Raw genomic sequence first — 20,922 nt, forward strand, 5'->3', positions numbered from 1 at the left:
ATGTTTAAAATGGCAGGAAGATTAGATGAAGATTTAAAAGATGTAACATTATTAGGAAATCAAAATACAAAATATTTATTTGAATATAGCCCAGAAATTTTAGAGGTTTTTGATAATAATCATCCAAACCGTGATTATTTTGTAAAATTCAATTGTCCTGAATTTACAAGCTTATGTCCGAAAACAGGCCAACCAGATTTTGCGACAATTTATATTAGCTACATTCCAGAACAAAGAATGGTAGAGAGTAAATCTTTAAAACTATATTTATTTAGTTTCCGCAATCATGGTGACTTCCACGAAGATTGTATGAACGTTATTATGAATGACTTAATTAAATTAATGGATCCACGTTACATCGAGGTATGGGGTAAATTCACACCACGTGGAGGGATTTCAATTGATCCTTACTGTAACTACGGTCGCCCAGGAACGAAGTATGAACAAATGGCAGACTACCGCATGATGAACCATGATCTATATCCAGAAACAATTGATAATCGTTAATATATAATAGAAAGAAAGGATCTGTATGTTATACAGATCCTTTCTTTCTATTATATTATGCATTTTGATTAATGACAGTATAGTTTTTATGACTAACAACTGTAAGAGGTTCCATATCTAGTTCTCTAAAATTCTCCATAATTGTTATATCCACAATAACAGAGTTTTGATTTACTTTTTGAACACGGCCTTGCATTCCACCTTTAAATTCAATGATATCTCCAGTTTCTGCGATCTGCATAAGCAACTCTCCTTGTTACAGTTTTTCCAAAAAAGAATAATTTGGGATTTTTTATTTTCCTTTATTTTGAACTATGTTTCCTGTTTTGTAAATGTTTTCAAAGTAAAAATTCGAAAAATATTCACTTTTTGTAAGAAAATATGCAAAAATGTCACGTTATTAGAAAAAAAGAAAGGTTTAAATGCAGACATCTTTATATAGGGGTATAATAAAAATATACAATAACCTACTAAAGTGGGAGAAATTAGAGGCGGTAAAATGATGTTTGAATTTGTGGGGAGTGTTATAGTATTAACTTTATTTGTATTTTCTTATATAAATTTAAAAAAGATTCGTCATCATGAAACGACTACATATTTTGATGGGATGGATGGGATACATGCTGGGGTCACACATGAGAGTGGGGGGGATATGTAAAGTTGTATAACTTTCTTTTTTTGCGTGGTATGATATGTAAAAATAGTACATAATAGAGTTCGTAAGTGATGAATGGAGAGTGGAAAGAATGAAGATTTCTTTTATTCGTCATGGTCGCTTAAATCGTACTATAGAACCAATGACGGTTACATCCTTTCATGAATGGATGAAAGGATATGACTTACATACTATAACAGAAAAAGCACCTATACCAATGGAAACAAGAGAAGCGGTTGAGGCAGCAAAATTGATTGTATCAAGTGATCAACGGTGTGCTGTACAGTCAGCAGCTGAATTAATGGATTCTTTATCGTTTATACAAAATCCTCTCTTTAGAGAAGCTGCAGTTCCCACGAGCTTTTATGCTCCGAAATGGATAAAATGCAAGCCTAACGTATGGATGTTTATCGGACGAACATTATGGATACTTGGTTACCATAAAGATGTTGAGTCCTACAAGGAAGTAAGAGAGAGGGCAAGACAAGCGGCCTACTTATTACATCGTTACGCTCTCGTACATGGAAGTATTGCTCTTGTAGGTCATAATTATGTGAATGGAATGATTGGTGCCGAACTGAGAGCGATGGGATGGTCTGGTTCTCCTATCTTGCACAGAGAGCCATGGGGATGTACAACATATACGTTTCATGAGGCGATGAATGGAAATGTATTAAATACGAATTTAACATAAAAGCACACGATTTATATAAATCGTGTGCTTTTTTTAAGATATAGAAATTTTGATGTTTAATGGTTTTACGAGATGTGCATAAGGTTCGCCTACAAGCATAACGATTTGATCTTTTTTATAACCTAGTTTTTCGTATAGTGAATAGGCACGTTTGTTTTCTAAATTAACAAGTAATGCGATTTTTTCATACTCCTTTTCAGTTGCATGTATTTCAGCAGCTTCAATTAATTTAGAACCAATTCCTTTTCCGCCATATACACTTGAAACGGATAAAGTATCAATGTAATATTCATCAAGCTCGGCTTCTTTTTCTAACGTAATCGATTCATCTTTATGTAATTCTCTTAAGTGATGTACGATTGGTGCATCAAGCATTGTTGCTTCACTACCGTGATAAGCGACAATAACTCCAACTGCATCCCCGTCTTGTTCATATACAAAACAGTTTTCATAGCTCAGTCGATTTTTCTCTTTTGAGAACCATGTTTCAAGTCCTAGTAATACTTCTGTCTCAACTGTGCTACCTGTGATTTTTTCAGCAATTTCGTGCAGAGCGTTATACAATAAAGGTGCTACCAGTTTCGCATCTGTCTTTTTTGCTTTCCGAATCATAGTATCCCTCCTAGTTCTATTCATATATTGTAGCATAGCGGTGTGAAACTTTGCATAATTGAATGTCGAAATGTTTGATATAGAGAAGTAGCTATGTTAGTATATGATATTTAGTGGACATATACTAAAGAGATATCTTTTGAAAAATAATGAAAATGAAATGAAGGTATAGCATCTGGATAATTTTACAGTTGTTGACCTATAGAATATAAGATAAAATAAAATATTGCATAGAGGTGAAATACATGGATAAAGAATTAGCAAATACAATTTTGGATCAGCTGAAAAATGGTGAAATAAAGGAGTATGTTGTTACAAAAGATGTATTTTATACGTTCAGAGAAGTTTTAGTAAATCGAGAAGACTTTAAACATTTCATTGGTAACGCACAGCGCGGCGGACAGGTCATTTATACATATTCAGAAACGCCACGTTCGTAACTAAAAGAATATAGGGAGGAGACTTATGGGCGATTTTAAACAAGGCATATTACCGCATTGGGATTATATGTGGAAAGATAGAGCCGGAAATCGATTTATGGGGATGGTCATGTATCCAGAGAAACGAAAGTGTTCGACAAAAATGCTTCAGAAAATAAAAAGAGCATATGAAGAGGCTGTAGAAATTAAAGTAACTGTACAAGTTCAACATACATATGAGTACGTTGAAGGAATGATTGTGTACTTTGATGAAGAAGCTCCTGTATGTACAATGATTGATAAAGATGAAAATCCACATCATATATTTGTAAAAGATATTTTGCGTATTGAGCACTCTGAATAATCTTTTCATAAATAAGTTGAATTTCCATAATAATAATCTTTTTCTATAATAGTTATCTTTTAGTATGTAACGCGAATCGAAAGTATATGTATAATATTTAATAAAGTAAAGTTGATAAATGTAATCGTTTTTTAGAACAGATTATCGTTTCATGTCTGTTCTTTTTTGCGTGATGCTGGAGAAATATATTCCTCCAGCATTTGCCGTTTTATGACAAAATATATTGTTAACTTTTTTAAAAATAAGGTTAAATTCGTTGACAACTTTTTTGAAAAGCACTTTATTGACATGAGTTTTAGAATGTTGTTTCATAGTCATTGTATTGAAAAAAATCGACGGTCTTGTCGAAAAGTAAAAGTTAAAAAAAGAAAGAATTTATACATATATCTTGTGTCTTATTTTGAAACGTAATACAATATATAGAGAAATCAAGAAACAACATACAGAGAGTATAGATTGAAAAGGGAGGGTCGGAAATGTTAGTTGCATATGATTCTATGACAGGAAACGTGAAGCGTTTCATCCACAAATTAAATATGCCGGCCGTTCAAATTGGTGAAGATCTAGTAATAGATGAAGACTTTATTTTAATTACGTATACAACAGGTTTTGGCAATGTACCAGAACGTGTTTTAGAATTTTTAGAGCGCAATAATGAAAAATTAAAAGGCGTATCTGCAAGCGGCAATCGTAACTGGGGAGACATGTTCGGTGCAAGTGCTGACAAAATTTCTGCTAAATATGAAGTGCCTATTGTATCAAAATTTGAGTTATCAGGAACAAATAACGATGTAGAATATTTTAAGGAAAGGGTGCGGGAGATTGCGACACATTGAACTGAATAATGAAATCACGCAAATGCAGGACGGTTTTTATCAGCTTCATAAAGATAAAGAGGCATTAGAAGTCTTTATGGAAGAAGCTAGAGAGAATACCGTTCATTTTAATAGCGTGGCAGAGCGAATGGAGTATATGAAAGAACATGATTACTATTACAACGTTCTGGACGAGTATAACTTGGAGGAAGTAGAAGAGGTATATAACATCGCTTATGGTGAAAACTTCGAGTTCCAATCTTATATGGCAGCATCTAAGTTCTACAAAGATTATGCGTTAAAAACAAATGATCAAAAACAATACTTAGAAAGCTATGAAGATCGTGTAGCAATTGTGTCATTATACTTAGGACGCGGTGATGTTGCGAAGGCAAAACAATTCGCAAGCATGATTGTCAAACAAAACTACCAACCAGCGACACCAACCTTTTTAAATGCGGGAAGAAGCAGAAGAGGAGAAATGGTGTCTTGTTTCTTGTTAGAGATGGATGATAGCTTAAATTCAATCGGCTTTAACATTAATACTGCAATGCAATTATCAAAAATCGGCGGAGGAGTAGCTTTAAACTTATCTAAGCTACGCGCACGCGGTGAGCAAATTAAAGGTATCGACAACGCTGCAAGTGGTGTAGTACCTGTTATGAAATTACTTGAAGATTCGTTTTCATATGCGAATCAGCTTGGCCAACGAAAAGGTGCCGGCGCAGTATATTTAAACATTTTCCATTGGGATATTATTGAATTCCTTGATACGAAAAAAATAAATGCCGATGAGAAGAGCCGTATTCAGTCTCTATCAATCGGAATTATCGTTCCAAGTAAGTTCTTTGAGCTTGCTGAGAAAAACGAACCTTTCCATGTTTTCGCGCCTTATACGGTGTATAAAGAATACGGAAAGCATTTAGATGACATTGATATCGATGAAATGTACGATGAATTAATGAGCAATCCAAAAGTGAAGAAGAAGCCGCTAGATATTAGTGCGCGTGATATGCTGATTAAAATTGCTATGATTCAGCTTGAGTCTGGTTATCCGTACTTAATGTTTAAATCAAATGCAAATAACCAACATCCATTGAAGGATATTGGAACTGTGAAGATGTCGAACTTGTGTTAAATATGTAGCACCTTCTAGTAGAAATGCTAGTCGAAAACTCCGTTAAACGGGGAAAGCCTCAAATTTGAGGTAACCTACCGTGCTAAATCTTATCTTAGAATGAAAATATAAAAGTTCAGAATGTATCTTATTATTTTGTATAGCAGAGTTATGGGACAACATAAAGTAATAAGAGACTTTCTGAAAGATTAAGATAAGTAAAAGCCTAACGACTATCCCTTATGGGAGTAGAGCGCAAGCGATTGGCGTTCGAAAAGCGGAGCACCTAATCAGGTAATGCTGTAGGTGATGATATAGTCTGTCCTGTATGGTGACATACAGCAGTTGCATGAGCAACGGACTGAGGAATAGCGAACTCGGTTGAACATTCGAGACAGAAATCTTCCAGCTTCAAGAAACTTCTGAAATTAACGATTACGGTACAGATGACATTATCCGTCGTGATATTAACTGTAACTTAGGATCGTTAAATATCGTAAATGTAATGGAAAATAAAGAAATTCGTGAAGCAGTTCATGCGGGAATGGAAGCTTTAACAGCTGTTTCTGATATGACAATCATTCCGAATGCACCAACTGTGAAAAAAGCAAATGATGAGCTTCATTCAGTAGGGCTTGGCGCAATGAACTTACACGGATATTTAGCAAAAAATAAAATCGCTTATGAAAGTGCAGAAGCGAAAGAGTTCGCTCGTACATTCTTTATGATGTTAAATTACTACTCTATTGAGAAAAGTATGGAAATCGCTAAAGAAAAAGGCGAAACATTTAAAGACTTCGATAAATCTGATTATGCGAATGGCACATACTTTGAAAAGTATGAAACGACAGATTACAGCCCAGTAACTGAAAAAGTTCAGCAATTATTTGAAGGAATGCATATTCCAACAAAAGAAGATTGGACAAGTTTAAAAGAGCAAGTGCAGAAGAATGGTTTATATAACTCATATCGTCTTGCTATCGCTCCGACACAATCAATCAGTTACGTTCAAAATGCAACTTCAAGCGTAATGCCAATTGTAAGTCAAATCGAATCAAGAACGTATGCGAATGCGACAACATATTATCCAATGCCGTATTTATCAAAAGATACGTTCTGGTACTATAAATCTTCTTACGATATGAATCAGTTTAAATTAATTGATTTAATCGCAGAAATTCAAGAACATATTGACCAAGGAATTAGTACAATTCTTTACGTTAATAGTGATATTTCAACACGTGAATTAGCACGTTACTACATCTATGCACATAAAAAAGGCTTAAAGAGTCTGTATTATACGAGAACACGTAAATTAAGCGTGGAAGAGTGTGTGGCTTGTACTGTTTAATATAAAAAGCGAGATATGATGAGCAGGGTTTTCTGAACCCTGCTCATGCTTAGTTATCATATTTAGAGAAGGGGCGATTGAATGCGTGCGGTAAACTGGAACAAAAAAGAAGATGATTTTAGTTTAATGTTTTGGAAGCAAAACATCGCTCAGTTTTGGACAGAAGAAGAAATCGCGGTGTCTTCTGACAAAAATACTTGGGTGCAATTATCAAAAGAAGAGCAAATTGCTTATAAGCGTGTATTAGGTGGTTTAACACTTTTAGATACGAAACAAGGCGGCGAAGGGATGCCACTTGTACTTGTTCATCTTGAAAATTTACAAGCAAAAAGTGTATTAGCTTTCATGGGTGCAATGGAAGAAGTACATGCGAAGAGTTACAGTCATATCTTTACAACATTAGCTACTGAAGAAGAAATCGATGAGATTTTTGACTGGGTAGATACTCATCCGTTACTTGAGAAAAAGGCTGGTATTATTACGAGTTACTATCGTCGTTTATTAAAACCTGAAGTGACGAAAAAAGAGTTATACATGGCAATGGTAGCAAGTGTGTTCTTAGAAAGTTACTTATTCTATAGTGGATTCTTCTATCCGCTTTACTTAGCTGGTCAAGGTAAACTGACGGCAAGTGGTGAGATTATTAACTTAATAATTCGTGATGAGTCAATTCACGGCGTATTCGTCGGTATTTTGGCACAACAAATCTTCGCGGAACTTTCTGCAGAAGATCAACAAGAAGTGCAAAAAGAAACGCAAGAGTTATTAATGGAACTATATGAAATTGAAATGGCATACACAGAAGAAATTTACACTTCTATTGGTCTTGTAGAGGATGTAAATCGTTTCGTTCGTTACAATGCGAATAAAGGACTTATGAACTTAGGACTTGAGCCGAAGTTTGAAGAAGAAGAAATTAACCCAATCGTTTTAAATGGTTTACGTACAGATACGAAAAACCATGATTTCTTCTCTGTAAAAGGAAATGGTTACGTAAAAGCAACGAACGTTGAAAAGTTATCTGATGATGACTTCGTGTTTAATTTTTAATATATGATTATAAAGAAAAGCTGTCTTATCAATGAATAAGACAGCTTTTCTTTATAATTTCGTTTACATAACACTATTATTTTTTGTATAACGATTTTTTTGTAAGTAAATGGGTATTTACAATCCCTTTGTATCGGTGTATTATTTAACTAGTACACCGATACAAAAGGAGGGAAGAAATGAAAATAGAGTTTTCTCCAAATACACCAATTTACATTCAGGTAATGGAATACATAAAAAAAGAAATCGTAACAGGACATTTATTGCCTGGTGATAAAATTCCCTCTGTACGTGAATTAGCGAGTGAATTACAAGTAAATCCAAATACGATCCAGCGTACATTTCAAGAGCTAGAACGAGATGGAGTTGTTGTAACGCGTAGAGGAATGGGACGATATGTAACGAATGAAGGGGAGAAAATTATGGAGCTGCGAAAAGAGATGGCGAAAGAATTACTTCACTCTTTTATAGATGGAATGGACAATTTAGGTTTTTCAGAAGAAGAAATTGTTACAATTCTTCGTTCTTCATTACATGAGAAAAGGGAGGAGAGCGAATGACAGAGTTATTAAAAATAGAAAACTTATGGAAGAGGTACGGATTGAAAGCTGTGATCCGTGAATTAAACATAGAGATTACTGAAGGGAAAATTATAGGGCTTGTTGGAGATAACGGGAGCGGGAAAACGACGTTATTGAAAATGATTGCTGGTCTGCAGCATCCTTCTGAAGGTAGCATTACAATCGCTGGTCAAAAGGTAGGATTAGAAACGAAAGAAATTGTTTCGTTTATGTCTGATAAGCCAGTATTTGATGATTGGATGACAGTAAAAGATTCTATATTTTTCTACCGTGATTTTTATAAAGACTTTGACATTCAAAAAGCGGTAGATACGGTTGCGGAGTTTAAAATACCGTTAGAAGAAAAAATTACAGCTTTATCAAAAGGGATGGTTGAAAAGCTACAAATCATTTTAACATTTTCGAGGAAAGCGAAGTTATACGTACTAGATGAACCGTTGGGCGGGATTGATCTCATTTCTAGGGAACACGTACTGGAACTTATTCTACAATTTTATAGAGAAGATTGTACAATCCTAATCTCGACTCATTTAATAAATGAAGTTGAAAATATTTTTGATGAAGTAATCTTTTTAAAAGATGGTGAAAGTGTACTTCATGAAAATGTAGAGGAGTTACGCTTCCAGCGAGGAAAAGCTGTTACGGATTTGTTTAAGGAGGTGTTTAGTAGATGAAGGCCAGTTTAATATATATGTACAATGCGAATAAAAAACAAATTTTTATTTCGTTATTGTCATTCATATTTATTGTAGCTGTCGCTTTTGTAAGTATGGGGAATTATATTAAACAAGAATCAGGAGAAGTAAGGCAAATGATTATTATTGCTTTAGTATTCTTAGTTTATATGATTTTTGCAGTATTAGTATTTCTGCAGGCGATATCTGCGTTTGGGAAAATGACCGAAAGTACATTATTTCGATTAACACCGATATCCGGTAAAAAAATTGTTTTAGCAATATTGTCATATGCGGCAATTAGCTTCATGTGTTTTGAAGTAATAGGTGCTATATTTGTCTATAGTATTTCGATGAAAGTAATAAAAGGTACAGAACTCTATGGAATGTTATTTACGGAAAGTACAATTGAGATAGATATAGTAAAACAATTATTTAGTAGTGTGTTATATGTATTTAATTTATCAAGTATATTGTTAGTTTTACTTTTTACAGTAGCTGGTGTGAAAGTATTTTCTATGAAAAAGAAAAAAATGGAGTATGTAATTATTTTCTTCTTATTTTTACTAGTAACGAAAATAATCAATCTGATATATGAAATGCTGGGCCGACTTGCGCCTACACCTACTTTTATTAAAAAATCAGTTTATATAGATGAATCGGTGGATATAAATCTCATACTCTATCCGGAAAGTCTTATGAATTTATATAGCCTTAGTTTTTCTATAGGAATATTTATTCTACTTGTTTATATAACAGGTCGCATAATCGATAAAAAACTAGAAGTCTAAAGGAGGAATCGGCATTGGGAAACGTAGTAGTAAAATTAGAGAATGTTCGAAAAAAAATTGGTGGAACGGAAATTATTCGTGGTTTATCATTTGAAGTTCGTGAAGGGGAAGTATACGGGTTCCTTGGACCAAACGGTAGCGGTAAGACAACGACGATCCGTATGATGACAGGTCTTATTTCAATGACAGAGGGCGATATTACAATTTGCGGTCATAGTATTCGCACGGAGCGTGAAAAGGCGCTAGAGCAAATTGGAGCGATTGTAGAAAATCCTGAACTATATGATTATATGACAGGAATGCAAAACTTAAAGCATTTTGCGAACATGGCAATTACACAAATTAGTAAAGAGCGCATTGCTGAAATTGTAAAACTGGTTGAATTAGAGCATGCGATTCATAAAAAGGTGAAAACATATTCACTTGGTATGAAACAGCGTTTAGGAATTGCACAGGCATTACTTCATCAGCCGAAAATTTTAATTTTAGATGAACCGACAAATGGATTAGATCCAGCTGGTATTCGTCAAATTCGTGATTATTTACAACGTTTAGCGAAAGAAGAGAATATTGCTGTAATCGTATCAAGTCACTTATTAAGTGAAATTGAACTCATGTGTGATCGCGTCGTTATTATTAAGCAAGGTGAGTTTGTACAAGAGTACAACTTACATGAACAAGCAAAACATGATGAGACAGTAGTTGTAGCGTTTGAAGTAGATCAAGTACAGAAAGCAAATGAAATCGTTCAAGGTAAGGCGCAAGGAAATGTCATTGTAGTATCTGTAACGAAAGAAGAAATTCCACAACTTGTAAAGAAACTTGTGAATGACGATGTGCTTGTATACGGAGTTACTGTTCAAAATAAAACGTTAGAGGATGAGTTCTTAGCGATTACAGGGGGAGTGAAAGCGTAATGTTGAAATTAATTCAAAATGAATTTTTAAAGCTGCATGCGAAAAAAGGAATGTATATTTTAATTGGTGTTATTGCAGTATTGGAGATTTTGGGAGTTTTAGTGATGTTGAAATGGGGAGAAGGAACTGAATTTAAAGGATCATATTTAGATTTTGCAAGTTCAGATATTGGTTTAATTACTTTGTTTACAACGATATTTGGAATTACAATTGCTTCTCGTATGATTACGGATGAGTTTCAAAAAGGTACAATTAAGCAGTTATTAATCCGTCCAAGAAAACGAATGACAGTTTTATTCTCTAAATATATTACAGTGTTACTTACTATAGTATTTATCATATTTGCTAACATGATCATTTCAATGATTATCGGCGGAATCGTAATGGATGGTAGTAAAACAGAATTAACGTTAGGAATCGTAATGAAATCTACTGTATATCAAGTACTTTCACCGCTCTTCTTTGCGACACTTGCATTTTTCTTAGCGAACGTATTTAGAAAGTCTGTCTTACCATTAATTATTACGATGTTCCTCTTCTTCTTACAAGGAGCAATTAATATGATGTTTGCAAAAGGTGTAGCGAAGTTTGTAGTGTTTTTCCATTTAAATTTAAGTGTGTACGATAGCAATAAATTAGTAAGCGGCGGAGCGGAACCTACATTTACAGAGTTTACATTTACAACTTCCTTATTACTTGTAGCTGTATACTTTGTTGTATTACTTGTAGCATCAAGTGCATTATTCCAAAAACGTGACGTATTATAATAAAAGAAATCCCCGCTTGTAAAAACGGGGATTTTTATTACATAACTTTTTCATAGATTTCAAAGGAAAGAAAAAAATTACTATATATGTCGTTCGAAATAATTTGAGAAAAATAGGAAGAATTTCAACTATATTTATATTAAAATTTAGTTATCACACCATTTATTTTTACTATCTTTGGAGGTGTTCTATGTGCACTATGCATTTTCACGTATAAGACTACGCAGCTTTTTTGGATGGATGATTATAGGATTGTTCCTTACGATGATCCCATTAAGTCTAGCCAATGTTTCTGAGAATACGATGGAGGTTATTTCACAAATAACTTTATTTTTTGTATTTCCGTTATTTTGGTTATACGTAAAAACAAATAAAAATAATGTTGTATTCAATAGTTTTTTTGATAAACCAGGACGTTTACCGTGGGGATTAATTGTATTAGCAACGATAATGGGAATGATTTTTTCCGTTGGTATATCTCATATTCAATTTTACATATTAGCACATACGTTACCGAATTTCTTAGTTACTATGTTAGAAGACGGAACTGTTATTAATACGAGTAACATATATATGACGATATTTACTTTCATTTCAGCATGTGTATTAGCACCTATTATGGAAGAGGTTATTTTTAGAGGTTTCTTTTTACAGCGAATGGCTTATAAATGGGGGATTAAAAAAGCTGTCATTATATCTTCCATTATTTTTGGCTTAGGACATTTTGATGTTATTGGTGCGTTCATGTTTGGTGTTGTTATGTGTCTTTTATACATAAAGACACAAAATATATGGACGAATATCGCTGTACACGCTTTAAATAATTTCATTGCAACAAGTATGCAATTTGTTGGCGGAGAAGAGAGTAGCGCAATTTCAATTCCTGAATTACAAGCGCAAAGTAATGTATGGATCGGTATCGGTCTTACAGTTGTTGGATTACTTTGGTTAATTCCTTACGTTTGGAAACAATGGCGTACGGTAAAAGAAGTGGGTGTGCCACCAGTGCGCTTCATAAATGAGGAAAAAGTAGTGAGTGCATCACAAGAAAATGAAGTGTATAGTCAAGTGATTGTAACAGATAGATTGATGGCTGTAGAGCTACCAGATGAGGCTGTAAATAAGCTCGGGTTAGAAGAAAATGATTATGTAACAGTATCTGTAGAAGACGATAAAATCGTTATAAAGAAAGCGCATGATAGATAAGTAAAAAGTAGCTCCTTGTGAGCTACTTTTTACTTTGTGATAATTTCCACACGAAAATTATTGCCGTTCTTTACATATTTAATATCTGTAACAGTGCGGACTGCTTTTAAAATCTCAACTTTTTCACCAATTCGAGGGATAGTCGGAACATTGTCCCAAATGCCAAGCAAGTCATCTAATTGTGCCGTTTTTTCATAAAACCAGATTTTCAATGTAAAGCCCCTTTCTCGAACTATATGTATTTTAATACATAATATATTATTTTTATTCTTATTGTAAGGGGTTTTTATATATTTTATGAATAAAAATTAATTAATCTTCTGGAAAGATATGTTCAATATCAGGAGTAAGAGATATTTCTGATAATACGATATGAGAAACAGTCGTTGCATATGAAGAAACATCATTAATAAATTCTTCAAGTTCAACGAGTGAAGGAACAGAAATTTTTACAATGTAGCATAAGCTTCCTGTTACGCGGTAACAAAAACTTGCAGATGGATAGTACTGAATAAACTGTTGCATACGTGTTGTATCACCGTTTTTTAAAGTGATTTCTAAAATACAGTCTAAAACAAGTCCTGCTTTTTTATAATCGATATCGATTGTGTATTTTTGGATCACGCCTTCACTTTCGAGTTTACGAACACGTTCTGCAGTAGACGGAGCAGATAAGTTTACTCGTTTCGCCAATTCACGCATGGAAAGGCGACTATCATTATATAATTCATTTAAAATTTTTCGATCAACACGGTCTAGTTGCATTTGTAAATATACCTCCAGTAAAATGATAATTTTTGTAAAGGAAAAATATAAATTAAGATTCATATGAAATGTAAAGAGAACTTTATTTATTTTACAATAAAATAGAAGGAAATAGGAGGGGAAATGATGGAGAGAATTTCATTATCAAATGTGGGAAATACAAAGTTTCAAAAGTTATTAGGGCATAATCCAGAGTTATTACATTCATGGAGTATGGTAGAGAATACATTGTATAGTAAAGGAACTCTCTCGGCAGAGTTGAAGGAGCAAGTAAGAAGAACATTAGCTTACGGGAATGAATGTCCGTACTGTATGGCAAAGGGAAGGCCTGATGATATGCAAAAAGTAGAGGAAATAAGTGTAGCCGTTACTTTTGCACATACGTTTGTTCATGATAAACAAGCGATAGATGACAATATGTTTCGTGTGTTGAAACAATACTGGACGGAAAAAGAAATTGTAGAGCTTTGCGCTTATATTTGTTTTATTACTGCGTCACAACAATTGGGTTTTCTGTTTCAATTGCAGCCGAAAGAAGGAGAAAATGATGAATAATCAAATAGCACTTATTATAATTGATGTACAAAAGGCATTTCAATTAGCATTAAAATTATTTTAAGAAAATAATTGCGAATTATGTAGAAAAAAATAAGAATATTTCGTATAATTTAAGTACAATTATTTTGAAAATAGGGGTGGCATCATATGGAGCAAATTCCGGTAAAGAGAATAGAAGAAGTACTTGTTGTAGCAGGGGATGACAAACAAAAGCAAAAGGAATTTTATGAATTGCTCTTATCTACTGAGTTTTATGTTGCTGGCTCACTAGAAGCAGAGGAAGGGGCAACAGAAGGGATACTTCGTTTGCGTCATTTCCAAGGAGAGGGTAGATGGATCGTTCCGTTCTTTACACAAATGGAATTTGTAAAAGACGTGTTGCCAGAAGGAACACCCCTTATTACGATACGTGGGAAAGAATTATTTAGTAGTATTGAGAAAGATGCTACAGCCGTATTAAATGTCGGTACTGATATAAGTAAAACATTTATTCCAGAAGAAATTGCAGATATCGCATCTGGACGAATTTTTAATTATTATAAATAAAAGGAAAAGCGTAATCGCTTTTCCTTTTTAATTTGAACACGGAGTGGCTATGCCAGAAGAAATAGAGAGTGTTTTATTATTTGTATTTATTGTCGCTGTAGCTCCAAGAGGGATTCCGATGTTTGGGCTTATATGTCCAATCGGTAAACCGAATAGGACAGGTATAGCATATGAAGTGAAATATTCATATAGTATTGTTTGCAATGATTGAGATGGTTTAGAAGGAGTGCAGTCATGACAACTTGTAAAAATAACACCACTACATTCATTAAACTTTCCAGATAAAAGTAGCTGATTTAACATACGATCAACGCGATACGGTTCTTCCCCAATGTCTTCAAGCAATAAAAGTTTATTGGCTGTATTTATCTCGTAGGAGGAGCCAATGATACTCGTTAACACCGCTAAATTGCCGCCAACTAACTGACCTGTAACTGTACGGGAAGAGCTAGGTACGATACATTCTGAAGCAGATAAGATAGTTGAATATGGGTGAAATAGTTGGTTGAAAGAAGATAAAGAAAGAGAATCTACACCTTTACCTAATTCTTCTACCATTGGGCCATGAAAAGTAACAAGCTTTGCATAACGTGAAAAGGCAGTGTGTAAAGCTGTAATATCGCTATATCCCCAAAAGATTTTAGGGTTTTGCTGAATGATTTCATATTGAATGTGAGGGAGGAGACGAGCACTTCCGTAACCACCTCGTGCACAGAAAACGGCCTTTACTTCATCATTTGAAAATGCTTCATGTATATCATCGAGCCGAACTTGATCCCTTCCAGCTAAATATCCGTACTTCTCATAAACACTCTTCCCGATTACTACAGATAAACCCATTTCTTGTAGTACGTTTACCCCTTTTAATACATTTTCAATTGTTGGTGGGCCGGACGGTGCAATAATCATTACTGTATCACCTTGTTGTAATGCATTTGGATATATCATTGTTTTCAGCCTCCTTCACTTTCAATATATTCGCTTCATAGGAAGTTCAATCCTTGTAAAAGAAGGGGAAAGTTTGTCAAATAAAGAAGATATAAAGGGAATAGGAGGAGAAATGATGTTTACAAGTCGAGTTATAGATACATTACAAATTAAGTATCCCATCATTCAAGCGGGTATGGCAGGTGCAATTACGACGCCTGAGCTTGTTGCAGCTGTAAGTAATAGCGGAGGATTAGGAACGCTTGGAGCAGGCTATATGAGCCCTGAACAAATTCGTGATGCAATTTATAAAATAAGGGAACGAACGGATAAGCCTTTCGGTGTGAATTTACTGCTAACGAAAGAGATACAAATAGAAGAAGAGAAGATAAATTTGGCCAAGGGATTACTTAGCGGAGTGAATAGAGAATTCGGTATAGAGGAAGAAGAGCAGTTAAAGCTTCCAAAAAGTTATAAAGAACAATTACAAGTGTTAGTAGAAGAAAACGTGCCAGTCGTTAGCTTTGCATTTCAAACGTTAGAAAAAGAAGAAATAGATGAATTGAAAAGAAGAGGAATTAAAGTCATCGGAACAGCTACTCATGTGGCAGAGGCGAAAGTACTTGCTGAATTAGGAGTAGACATTATTGTCGGTCAAGGTAGCGAGGCGGGGGGGCATAGAGGAACGTTTATCGGGAAAGAACAGGACGCTATGATTGGGACGTTCGCATTAATTCCGCAGTTAGTAGCAGCTGTCCCTCATATCCCGATTGTTGCAGCAGGTGGTGTAATGAACGGACAAGGGCTTGTTGCGGCATTTACACTGGGGGCAGAAGCTGTTCAAATGGGATCAGCCTTTTTAACGAGTGAAGAAAGTATTACGCATGATGTATATAAACAAGCGGTTTTACGTAGTACAGATACGAGTACAACTGTGACTCGTGCGTTTTCCGGGAAATATGCACGGGGTATTCGTAATGAATTTATAGAGAAGCATGAAGGGAAAGAAGAAGGGCTTCCGATGTATCCAGTGCAAAATGTATTAACCTCTAAAATACGCCAAGAAGCAGCAAAACGTAATAAAGGAGAATATATGTCGCTTTGGGCAGGACAAGCGTCATCATTAGCACGAATGGAATCAGCTCAGCATGTAGTGGAGCGAGTGATGAAAGAAGCAGATAACGTAATCGAACAATTGCAAAATGTATATAGAAAAAGACCACTTGAATAATTCAAGCGGTCTTTTCTTTAGTTTGCTTTATAAAATTGTTGGATGGCTTCATCGATATAAACCCAGCCTTTCCAACCTAAGTGCATGTGATCTTTTAAGAAGTACTTATCATACTCATGATTTGAGAAGTCGGCAATTGGATAGCCAGCTTTCTCAATTTGCTCATGAACTTTCTTATAGTACAATTCTCGGCGTTCTTTCGGGAAGCCAGCGTAATCGTACCAAGGACCTTTTACAGGAACAGAAATGAAGAGTGGTTTTGCACGAGATTGTTTTAATAAATCAAGTGCAATTTGTAAATCTTCATATTCTGGCGATTGATCATAAGCATCATTTTTTAAGTAGCCTTCACGTTGTTTTAATTTCTTCTTGATTTTGCTGTTGAAGTAACCATCTTCGATACCATATTCGTTAGATCCAGATTCCGCTGCACCTGTTTGATCTGCATGTTTACGAGCTTCATCCCAGTTCATTTGTTTTAATGAAGGGTCAAGTTTTTCTTTATGCGGTTTAATATCAAACATTGCTGTAAATAAATCTTTGCGATCTAAAATGTTTCGATAAATATAAGCGAAAGGTTTAGCAGCAAGTGCTTTTACTTTATGCTTTGTATCATCGTAAACGATACCTTCAAGCGAAATTTTAAGTAAAGTTTCTTTCTTAACAATCTCAAAGTTTAATAAACGTTTTGCAATTTGCTTTTTCATTTCAGGTTTTACATCATCGTTGAAAATGAAGTGGTAACCTTGTTGTTTTGAAAAGTTAGGTGCAAAGTGTGTTTCATCAATACCTTGTGGCACAAACCATTGCGGAGAAAGAACGAATACCATTTTCTTATCCTTCAATTGATCCATTGTAGATGCAAAGTTTAATACATGTACAAGATCTTGTGTTCCACCGCGTCCAAGTAGGAATGGTGTGAAGCCTTCAGGCTTTACTTTGAAATAGTTTGATGGATGGTAAGCATCCATACGTGCGAATTCTGATGATCCATACATCGGAAGGTATTTCGAGTCTGCTAACATCTTTTGCTGTAAAATCATACTTTGAATCTTTTCTTCTTTTAAAGAAGTTGCAGCTTGTTCTACTTTTTCATCACTTAAAAGTGGAAGTAGGAAGCGCGTTGGAATAAGTAAGAATACAGCAAAAAGGGCCAATGCTAAAAGCATCGGACCAAATTTTGCTTTGTTCATCGGATTTCTTCCAACTTCTTAATAACCATGTTTGGAGTAGCCCACTCGTCACGGTCAAAATCAGAAATAGAAACTTCAATATCTAAACGCTCTTGGAATTCAACTAATAAAGATACTACAGCGAAAGAATCAAGAATACCTTCTTCAAATAATTGAACATCTAAGTTTTCTTTCACAATATCGTTTTCACATACTTCTTCTAAAATATCTAATACTTGCTCTTTGAATTCTGCCATTTTTAAAATCTCCTTTATATCCGAAATATATTATATGTGCAACTTCTTATTAGTTATAAGAAGAGTGCATTAAAAGTATCTGTTAAGGTGTCCAGAGAAAATAAGGAAACCGAAACATACAACGTGGAACGTAATTACGATCGCAAGGACGTGTGTAAATTTATTGTTTGGCCAAAACTTATGCTTCTTGTTTTTTCGTTCGAAAATATCGAATAAAATGAACAGTGCGGCATGATAGAGACCATAAATAATGTATTGATACACATGCTCACCAGTAATATGCCAAATTCCCATGATGAAAAAGTTTAAAAATGCACCGATATACGAAATTGTGTAACGGTTCTTAATTAACTTTTTCTTCGTTGCAAAAAAGACGAAACGCATGTAAATAAAATCACGGAACCAGAATGATAAACTCATGTGCCAGCGGTTCCAGAAGTCTTTAATATTACGGCTAATGAATGGCTTATTAAAGTTTTCTGGCGTCTTAATTCCCATCATATAACTTACACCAATTACAAATGAGCTATAACCAGCAAAGTCGAAGAATAAATATAAGCTATAGCTATACATGTAAATCATATTAGATAGAATTGTATCTTGCTGTGCAAATGCGGGATCCATAAAATATTGTTTTATTAAGTAAGCGATAATAAATTTATACAAGAAACCTTGGAAAATACGGTTTAATCCTGTATATAATAAGTTTTGATACTCCTCAGCGCTAGGTGGCTTTTGAATATCTTTTTGGAATCTACGGTAACGATCGATAGGTCCCGTTGAAATAGCTGGGAAGAATAAAACGAATTCCCAAAAATTAAAGAAGGATAGTTCTTTAATTAAGCCATCACGAACCTCAAATACCATTTGTACTGCTCTAAATGTTACATAGGACATTCCTAGAAATACAATAAACTTTAGATCAGGTGCAAACGGTGCGATTTTTGCCAAAATAAGTGGCAAAATCGATAAAATAACAGCTACACAAAAAGTGAGTGTACTATTCTTTTGTTTTCTTAATAATAAATAGCCTTTAATTAAGGCATATTGCCAAATAATAAATGCGGCTAACATAATTGCTTGCTTCGGTTTATCCGAGAAGATAATAGCAAGCATGACTAGTGTTAAAACGGCATTATATTTACGCAACATTTTACCTTTTAATCCAGCTATGATAGTAGGTATTAATAAAATGCCCACTATAGCGAAAAAATAAAATGATCCATATGCGGTCATGCTGTAACCTCACTCAATAATTTTTTGCGATCTACCTTTCCATTTGGTGTCATTGGAATAGAAGATTGATACATGAATTTACGTGGAATCATGTAGTTTGGTAATCGCTCATTGAGTTCTTTTTTGATTGCAGATGTTAATTTGAATTCTTTTTCAAATGAATGTTCTCCAGGAACAACAACCGCTAATAAATAATCGTATTTCTCACCTTTTTTAATTGGAACGATAACTGCTCCTTCTACGTAAGAACAAGCACGAAGGTGATGCTCAATTTCTTCTAATTCCATTCGATAACCATGCAGCTTAATTTGGAAATCAAGACGACCATTATAGAATAGAAGACCATTTTCAACATAGCCAGCATCGCCTGTTTTATAGGCGCGCTCACCGTCAATCATAGTAAATGCTTTTTCTGTTAATTCAGGGCTTCCTAAATATCCAACGCTTACGCTTGGACCAACAATTACGATTTCACCTTTTTCACCATCAGGCGCAATCGTACCATCTTCTTTCATAATAAGAAGGCGGCAGTCTGATTTACAGTAGCCAACTGGAAGTGATTTGTATTGATCAAGCACTTCTTCTGTAACGTGAATACCTGTTACAGCGACAGTAGCTTCAGTTGGACCGTACGTATTCATAATTGTTGCTTTTGGGAAACGCTCAATTAATTTTCTAGCTACTTCATTTGGTAACACTTCACCGCAGAATAAGAATGTTTTCATGTTTGGTAGCATACTCTCAGAGAAAGATGCTTCCATTAAACACATCTCTGCGAAAGATGGTGTGGAAGTCCATACTTGTATATCCGATTGCTCTAAAGAAGCAAACAAGTCTTTTGGACGTGCAATCATATCTTTATCGATTGCCCAAAGTGTCCCACCTGTTACTAATGATGGGTAAATATCCATGACAGATAAATCGAATGAGAAAGGTGCTTGGTTTAAGAATACTTGCCCCGTTTGTAAGTTGAAATCTTCTACAGCCCATTTTGTAAAGCTAACAAGGCAGTTATAAGTAATCTGAACCCCTTTCGGATTACCTGTGCTTCCTGATGTGTAAATAATGTAGAAGTTCTCATCACCTTTTACCGCATGTTCAGGATTTGGAGTGTTCCCTTTATGAGTAAAGAAAATATCTTTTAAGTTGTCTTCACTTACGATGCGAACTGGTAAATCAGTTACAGTTACTGCTGTTGCCGATAAAAGTAATTTCGCACCAGAATTTTCAGCAATACGTTGTACACGATCAGCTGGGATAGATAAATCTACAGGGATGTAAGCATGTCCAGCTTTTACACATCCTAAAAAGTTAATAATCATTTCAGGTTGCATATGGCCATACACCATAATTGGTGAACGATCGTCTGGATACTCAGAAGAAATCCAATGTGCTAACGCATCAGAATCTTCCTTTAATTGTTTGTACGTAATTTTCGCATCTCGCCAAACAAAAGCGGTTTGATCAGGCGTTTCTGCAGCCCACTTTTCAATTTGTTCTAATAACTTCATAACGTTCCCACCCTAGAATTCATTGTAAATAAATGTACTTGTGTTTGTATCATGGAATCCATACAACCAAAGTAATGCAAATAAAATTGCAAGGTAATAAACCGTCTTTGCAACCCATTGTGTGAGTGGTCGAGACCATATCTCTTTTAATCTTTCCATGTCTTTCCCTCTCTTAATGAAATAATAGCTCTTTGTAGGT

The 20,922-nt window shown here is 34.7% G+C and carries 27 protein-coding genes and 1 pseudogene; 18 read left to right on the forward strand and 10 right to left on the reverse strand.

The features are described 5' to 3' along the window. Positions 1-9 precede the first annotated feature (9 nt). Complete coding sequence (gene queF / locus BGI23_RS06830) at positions 10-507, forward strand: preQ(1) synthase (RefSeq protein ID WP_000918895.1); 498 nt, start codon at positions 10-12, stop codon at positions 505-507. A 55-nt stretch (positions 508-562) separates the two neighbouring features. On the opposite strand, the gene BGI23_RS06835 is transcribed toward queF, so the two are convergent. Then, a complete protein-coding gene (locus BGI23_RS06835) occupies positions 563-748 on the reverse strand; it encodes a YkvS family protein (protein ID WP_001165081.1) in 186 nt (61 codons plus the stop codon). A gap of 261 nt (positions 749-1,009) precedes the next feature. Here BGI23_RS06835 and BGI23_RS28330 point away from each other — a divergent pair, with 261 nt between their 5' ends. Both BGI23_RS28330 and BGI23_RS06845 read left to right on the forward strand, forming a co-directional pair. After that, positions 1,010-1,165 carry a hypothetical protein gene (locus BGI23_RS28330; RefSeq protein WP_070807279.1) on the forward strand — a complete coding sequence of 52 codons (156 nt, stop codon included), beginning with the start codon at positions 1,010-1,012 and terminating at the stop codon, positions 1,163-1,165. 88 nt (positions 1,166-1,253) lie between these two features. Then, positions 1,254-1,856 (forward strand): histidine phosphatase family protein, encoded by a 603-nt coding sequence (locus tag BGI23_RS06845; protein ID WP_070805565.1) that lies wholly within the window; start codon positions 1,254-1,256, stop codon positions 1,854-1,856. 33 nt (positions 1,857-1,889) lie between these two features. Here the strand turns inward: BGI23_RS06845 and BGI23_RS06850 are convergent, their stop codons facing one another. After that, positions 1,890-2,468 carry a GNAT family N-acetyltransferase gene (locus BGI23_RS06850; protein ID WP_000619530.1) on the reverse strand — a complete coding sequence of 193 codons (579 nt, stop codon included), beginning with the start codon at positions 2,466-2,468 and terminating at the stop codon, positions 1,890-1,892. A 245-nt stretch (positions 2,469-2,713) separates the two neighbouring features. Between BGI23_RS06850 and BGI23_RS06855 the strand changes: the two genes are divergently transcribed. The 12 genes and pseudogenes from BGI23_RS06855 (at position 2,714) to BGI23_RS06915 (ending at position 12,520) form a co-directional block, all read left to right on the forward strand. Then, positions 2,714-2,908, forward strand: a complete 195-nt coding sequence (locus tag BGI23_RS06855; RefSeq protein WP_000356683.1) for a hypothetical protein — start codon at positions 2,714-2,716, stop codon at positions 2,906-2,908. 25 nt (positions 2,909-2,933) lie between these two features. Beyond that, positions 2,934-3,251, forward strand: a complete 318-nt coding sequence (locus tag BGI23_RS06860) for a hypothetical protein (RefSeq protein ID WP_070805566.1) — start codon at positions 2,934-2,936, stop codon at positions 3,249-3,251. A gap of 476 nt (positions 3,252-3,727) precedes the next feature. After that, complete coding sequence (gene nrdI / locus BGI23_RS06870) at positions 3,728-4,087, forward strand: class Ib ribonucleoside-diphosphate reductase assembly flavoprotein NrdI (protein ID WP_000959450.1); 360 nt, start codon at positions 3,728-3,730, stop codon at positions 4,085-4,087. Further along, positions 4,074-5,201 (forward strand): annotated as a pseudogene (locus BGI23_RS06875) (ribonucleotide reductase N-terminal alpha domain-containing protein); the annotation flags it as partial. The gene nrdI and the pseudogene BGI23_RS06875, both read left to right, overlap by 14 nt. 382 nt (positions 5,202-5,583) lie before the next feature. After that, entirely contained in the window at positions 5,584-6,534 is a 951-nt protein-coding gene (locus tag BGI23_RS06880; protein ID WP_369805082.1) for a ribonucleotide reductase large subunit, read from the forward strand. Positions 6,535-6,615: 81 nt separating this feature from the next. Then, positions 6,616-7,584, forward strand: a complete 969-nt coding sequence (nrdF, locus tag BGI23_RS06885) for a class 1b ribonucleoside-diphosphate reductase subunit beta (RefSeq protein ID WP_001203038.1) — start codon at positions 6,616-6,618, stop codon at positions 7,582-7,584. 179 nt (positions 7,585-7,763) lie between these two features. Beyond that, on the forward strand, positions 7,764-8,144 hold the full coding sequence (locus BGI23_RS06890; protein WP_070805567.1) for a GntR family transcriptional regulator: 381 nt from the start codon (positions 7,764-7,766) through the stop codon (positions 8,142-8,144). Next, positions 8,141-8,839 (forward strand): ABC transporter ATP-binding protein, encoded by a 699-nt coding sequence (locus BGI23_RS06895; protein ID WP_070805568.1) that lies wholly within the window; start codon positions 8,141-8,143, stop codon positions 8,837-8,839. The genes BGI23_RS06890 and BGI23_RS06895 overlap by 4 nt, the downstream gene beginning before the upstream one ends. Then, a complete protein-coding gene (locus BGI23_RS06900) occupies positions 8,836-9,630 on the forward strand; it encodes a hypothetical protein (protein ID WP_000647934.1) in 795 nt (264 codons plus the stop codon). The genes BGI23_RS06895 and BGI23_RS06900 overlap by 4 nt, the downstream gene beginning before the upstream one ends. A gap of 14 nt (positions 9,631-9,644) precedes the next feature. Beyond that, the gene (locus BGI23_RS06905; RefSeq protein ID WP_070805569.1) at positions 9,645-10,547 is read left to right on the forward strand and encodes an ABC transporter ATP-binding protein; all 903 of its coding nucleotides are present in this window, start codon (positions 9,645-9,647) and stop codon (positions 10,545-10,547) included. Continuing rightward, positions 10,547-11,314 (forward strand): ABC transporter permease, encoded by a 768-nt coding sequence (locus BGI23_RS06910; RefSeq protein WP_070805570.1) that lies wholly within the window; start codon positions 10,547-10,549, stop codon positions 11,312-11,314. The genes BGI23_RS06905 and BGI23_RS06910 overlap by 1 nt, the downstream gene beginning before the upstream one ends. Before the next feature lie 192 nt (positions 11,315-11,506). Next, the gene (locus BGI23_RS06915; protein WP_000558799.1) at positions 11,507-12,520 is read left to right on the forward strand and encodes a CPBP family intramembrane glutamic endopeptidase; all 1,014 of its coding nucleotides are present in this window, start codon (positions 11,507-11,509) and stop codon (positions 12,518-12,520) included. A 29-nt stretch (positions 12,521-12,549) separates the two neighbouring features. On the opposite strand, the gene BGI23_RS06920 is transcribed toward BGI23_RS06915, so the two are convergent. Then, positions 12,550-12,732 (reverse strand): DUF3913 family protein, encoded by a 183-nt coding sequence (locus tag BGI23_RS06920; protein ID WP_000707103.1) that lies wholly within the window; start codon positions 12,730-12,732, stop codon positions 12,550-12,552. Positions 12,733-12,832: 100 nt separating this feature from the next. After that, complete coding sequence (locus tag BGI23_RS06925) at positions 12,833-13,285, reverse strand: Lrp/AsnC family transcriptional regulator (RefSeq protein WP_070805571.1); 453 nt, start codon at positions 13,283-13,285, stop codon at positions 12,833-12,835. A 126-nt stretch (positions 13,286-13,411) separates the two neighbouring features. Between BGI23_RS06925 and BGI23_RS06930 the strand changes: the two genes are divergently transcribed. Further along, positions 13,412-13,840: a carboxymuconolactone decarboxylase family protein gene (locus tag BGI23_RS06930; protein ID WP_000439766.1), complete on the forward strand. Its 429-nt coding sequence runs from the start codon at positions 13,412-13,414 to the stop codon at positions 13,838-13,840. A 150-nt stretch (positions 13,841-13,990) separates the two neighbouring features. Then, on the forward strand, positions 13,991-14,389 hold the full coding sequence (locus BGI23_RS06935) for an SseB family protein (RefSeq protein WP_000435209.1): 399 nt from the start codon (positions 13,991-13,993) through the stop codon (positions 14,387-14,389). A 27-nt stretch (positions 14,390-14,416) separates the two neighbouring features. Here BGI23_RS06935 and BGI23_RS06940 read toward each other — a convergent pair whose 3' ends face one another. Beyond that, a complete protein-coding gene (locus BGI23_RS06940) occupies positions 14,417-15,337 on the reverse strand; it encodes a S66 peptidase family protein (protein WP_000640094.1) in 921 nt (306 codons plus the stop codon). A 115-nt stretch (positions 15,338-15,452) separates the two neighbouring features. On the opposite strand from BGI23_RS06940, the gene BGI23_RS06945 reads away from it, so the two are divergent. Beyond that, positions 15,453-16,547 (forward strand): NAD(P)H-dependent flavin oxidoreductase, encoded by a 1,095-nt coding sequence (locus BGI23_RS06945; RefSeq protein ID WP_000495253.1) that lies wholly within the window; start codon positions 15,453-15,455, stop codon positions 16,545-16,547. A gap of 17 nt (positions 16,548-16,564) precedes the next feature. Here the strand turns inward: BGI23_RS06945 and dltD are convergent, their stop codons facing one another. The 5 genes from dltD to BGI23_RS06970 form a co-directional block, all read right to left on the reverse strand. After that, entirely contained in the window at positions 16,565-17,740 is a 1,176-nt protein-coding gene (gene dltD, locus BGI23_RS06950) for a D-alanyl-lipoteichoic acid biosynthesis protein DltD (protein ID WP_070805572.1), read from the reverse strand. Continuing rightward, positions 17,737-17,976 carry a D-alanine--poly(phosphoribitol) ligase subunit DltC gene (dltC, locus tag BGI23_RS06955; RefSeq protein WP_000807310.1) on the reverse strand — a complete coding sequence of 80 codons (240 nt, stop codon included), beginning with the start codon at positions 17,974-17,976 and terminating at the stop codon, positions 17,737-17,739. The genes dltD and dltC overlap by 4 nt, the downstream gene beginning before the upstream one ends. A 69-nt stretch (positions 17,977-18,045) precedes the next feature. Beyond that, on the reverse strand, positions 18,046-19,212 hold the full coding sequence (gene dltB / locus BGI23_RS06960; RefSeq protein WP_000127945.1) for a D-alanyl-lipoteichoic acid biosynthesis protein DltB: 1,167 nt from the start codon (positions 19,210-19,212) through the stop codon (positions 18,046-18,048). Then, the gene (dltA, locus tag BGI23_RS06965) at positions 19,209-20,723 is read right to left on the reverse strand and encodes a D-alanine--poly(phosphoribitol) ligase subunit DltA (protein WP_000770505.1); all 1,515 of its coding nucleotides are present in this window, start codon (positions 20,721-20,723) and stop codon (positions 19,209-19,211) included. The genes dltB and dltA overlap by 4 nt, the downstream gene beginning before the upstream one ends. 12 nt (positions 20,724-20,735) lie before the next feature. After that, positions 20,736-20,882: a teichoic acid D-Ala incorporation-associated protein DltX gene (locus tag BGI23_RS06970; RefSeq protein ID WP_000440293.1), complete on the reverse strand. Its 147-nt coding sequence runs from the start codon at positions 20,880-20,882 to the stop codon at positions 20,736-20,738. Positions 20,883-20,922: the final 40 nt, after the last annotated feature.

Origin of the sequence: Bacillus sp. ABP14, from assembly GCF_001831375.1 — a bacterium.
GTDB lineage: Bacteria > Bacillota > Bacilli > Bacillales > Bacillaceae_G > Bacillus_A > Bacillus_A paranthracis.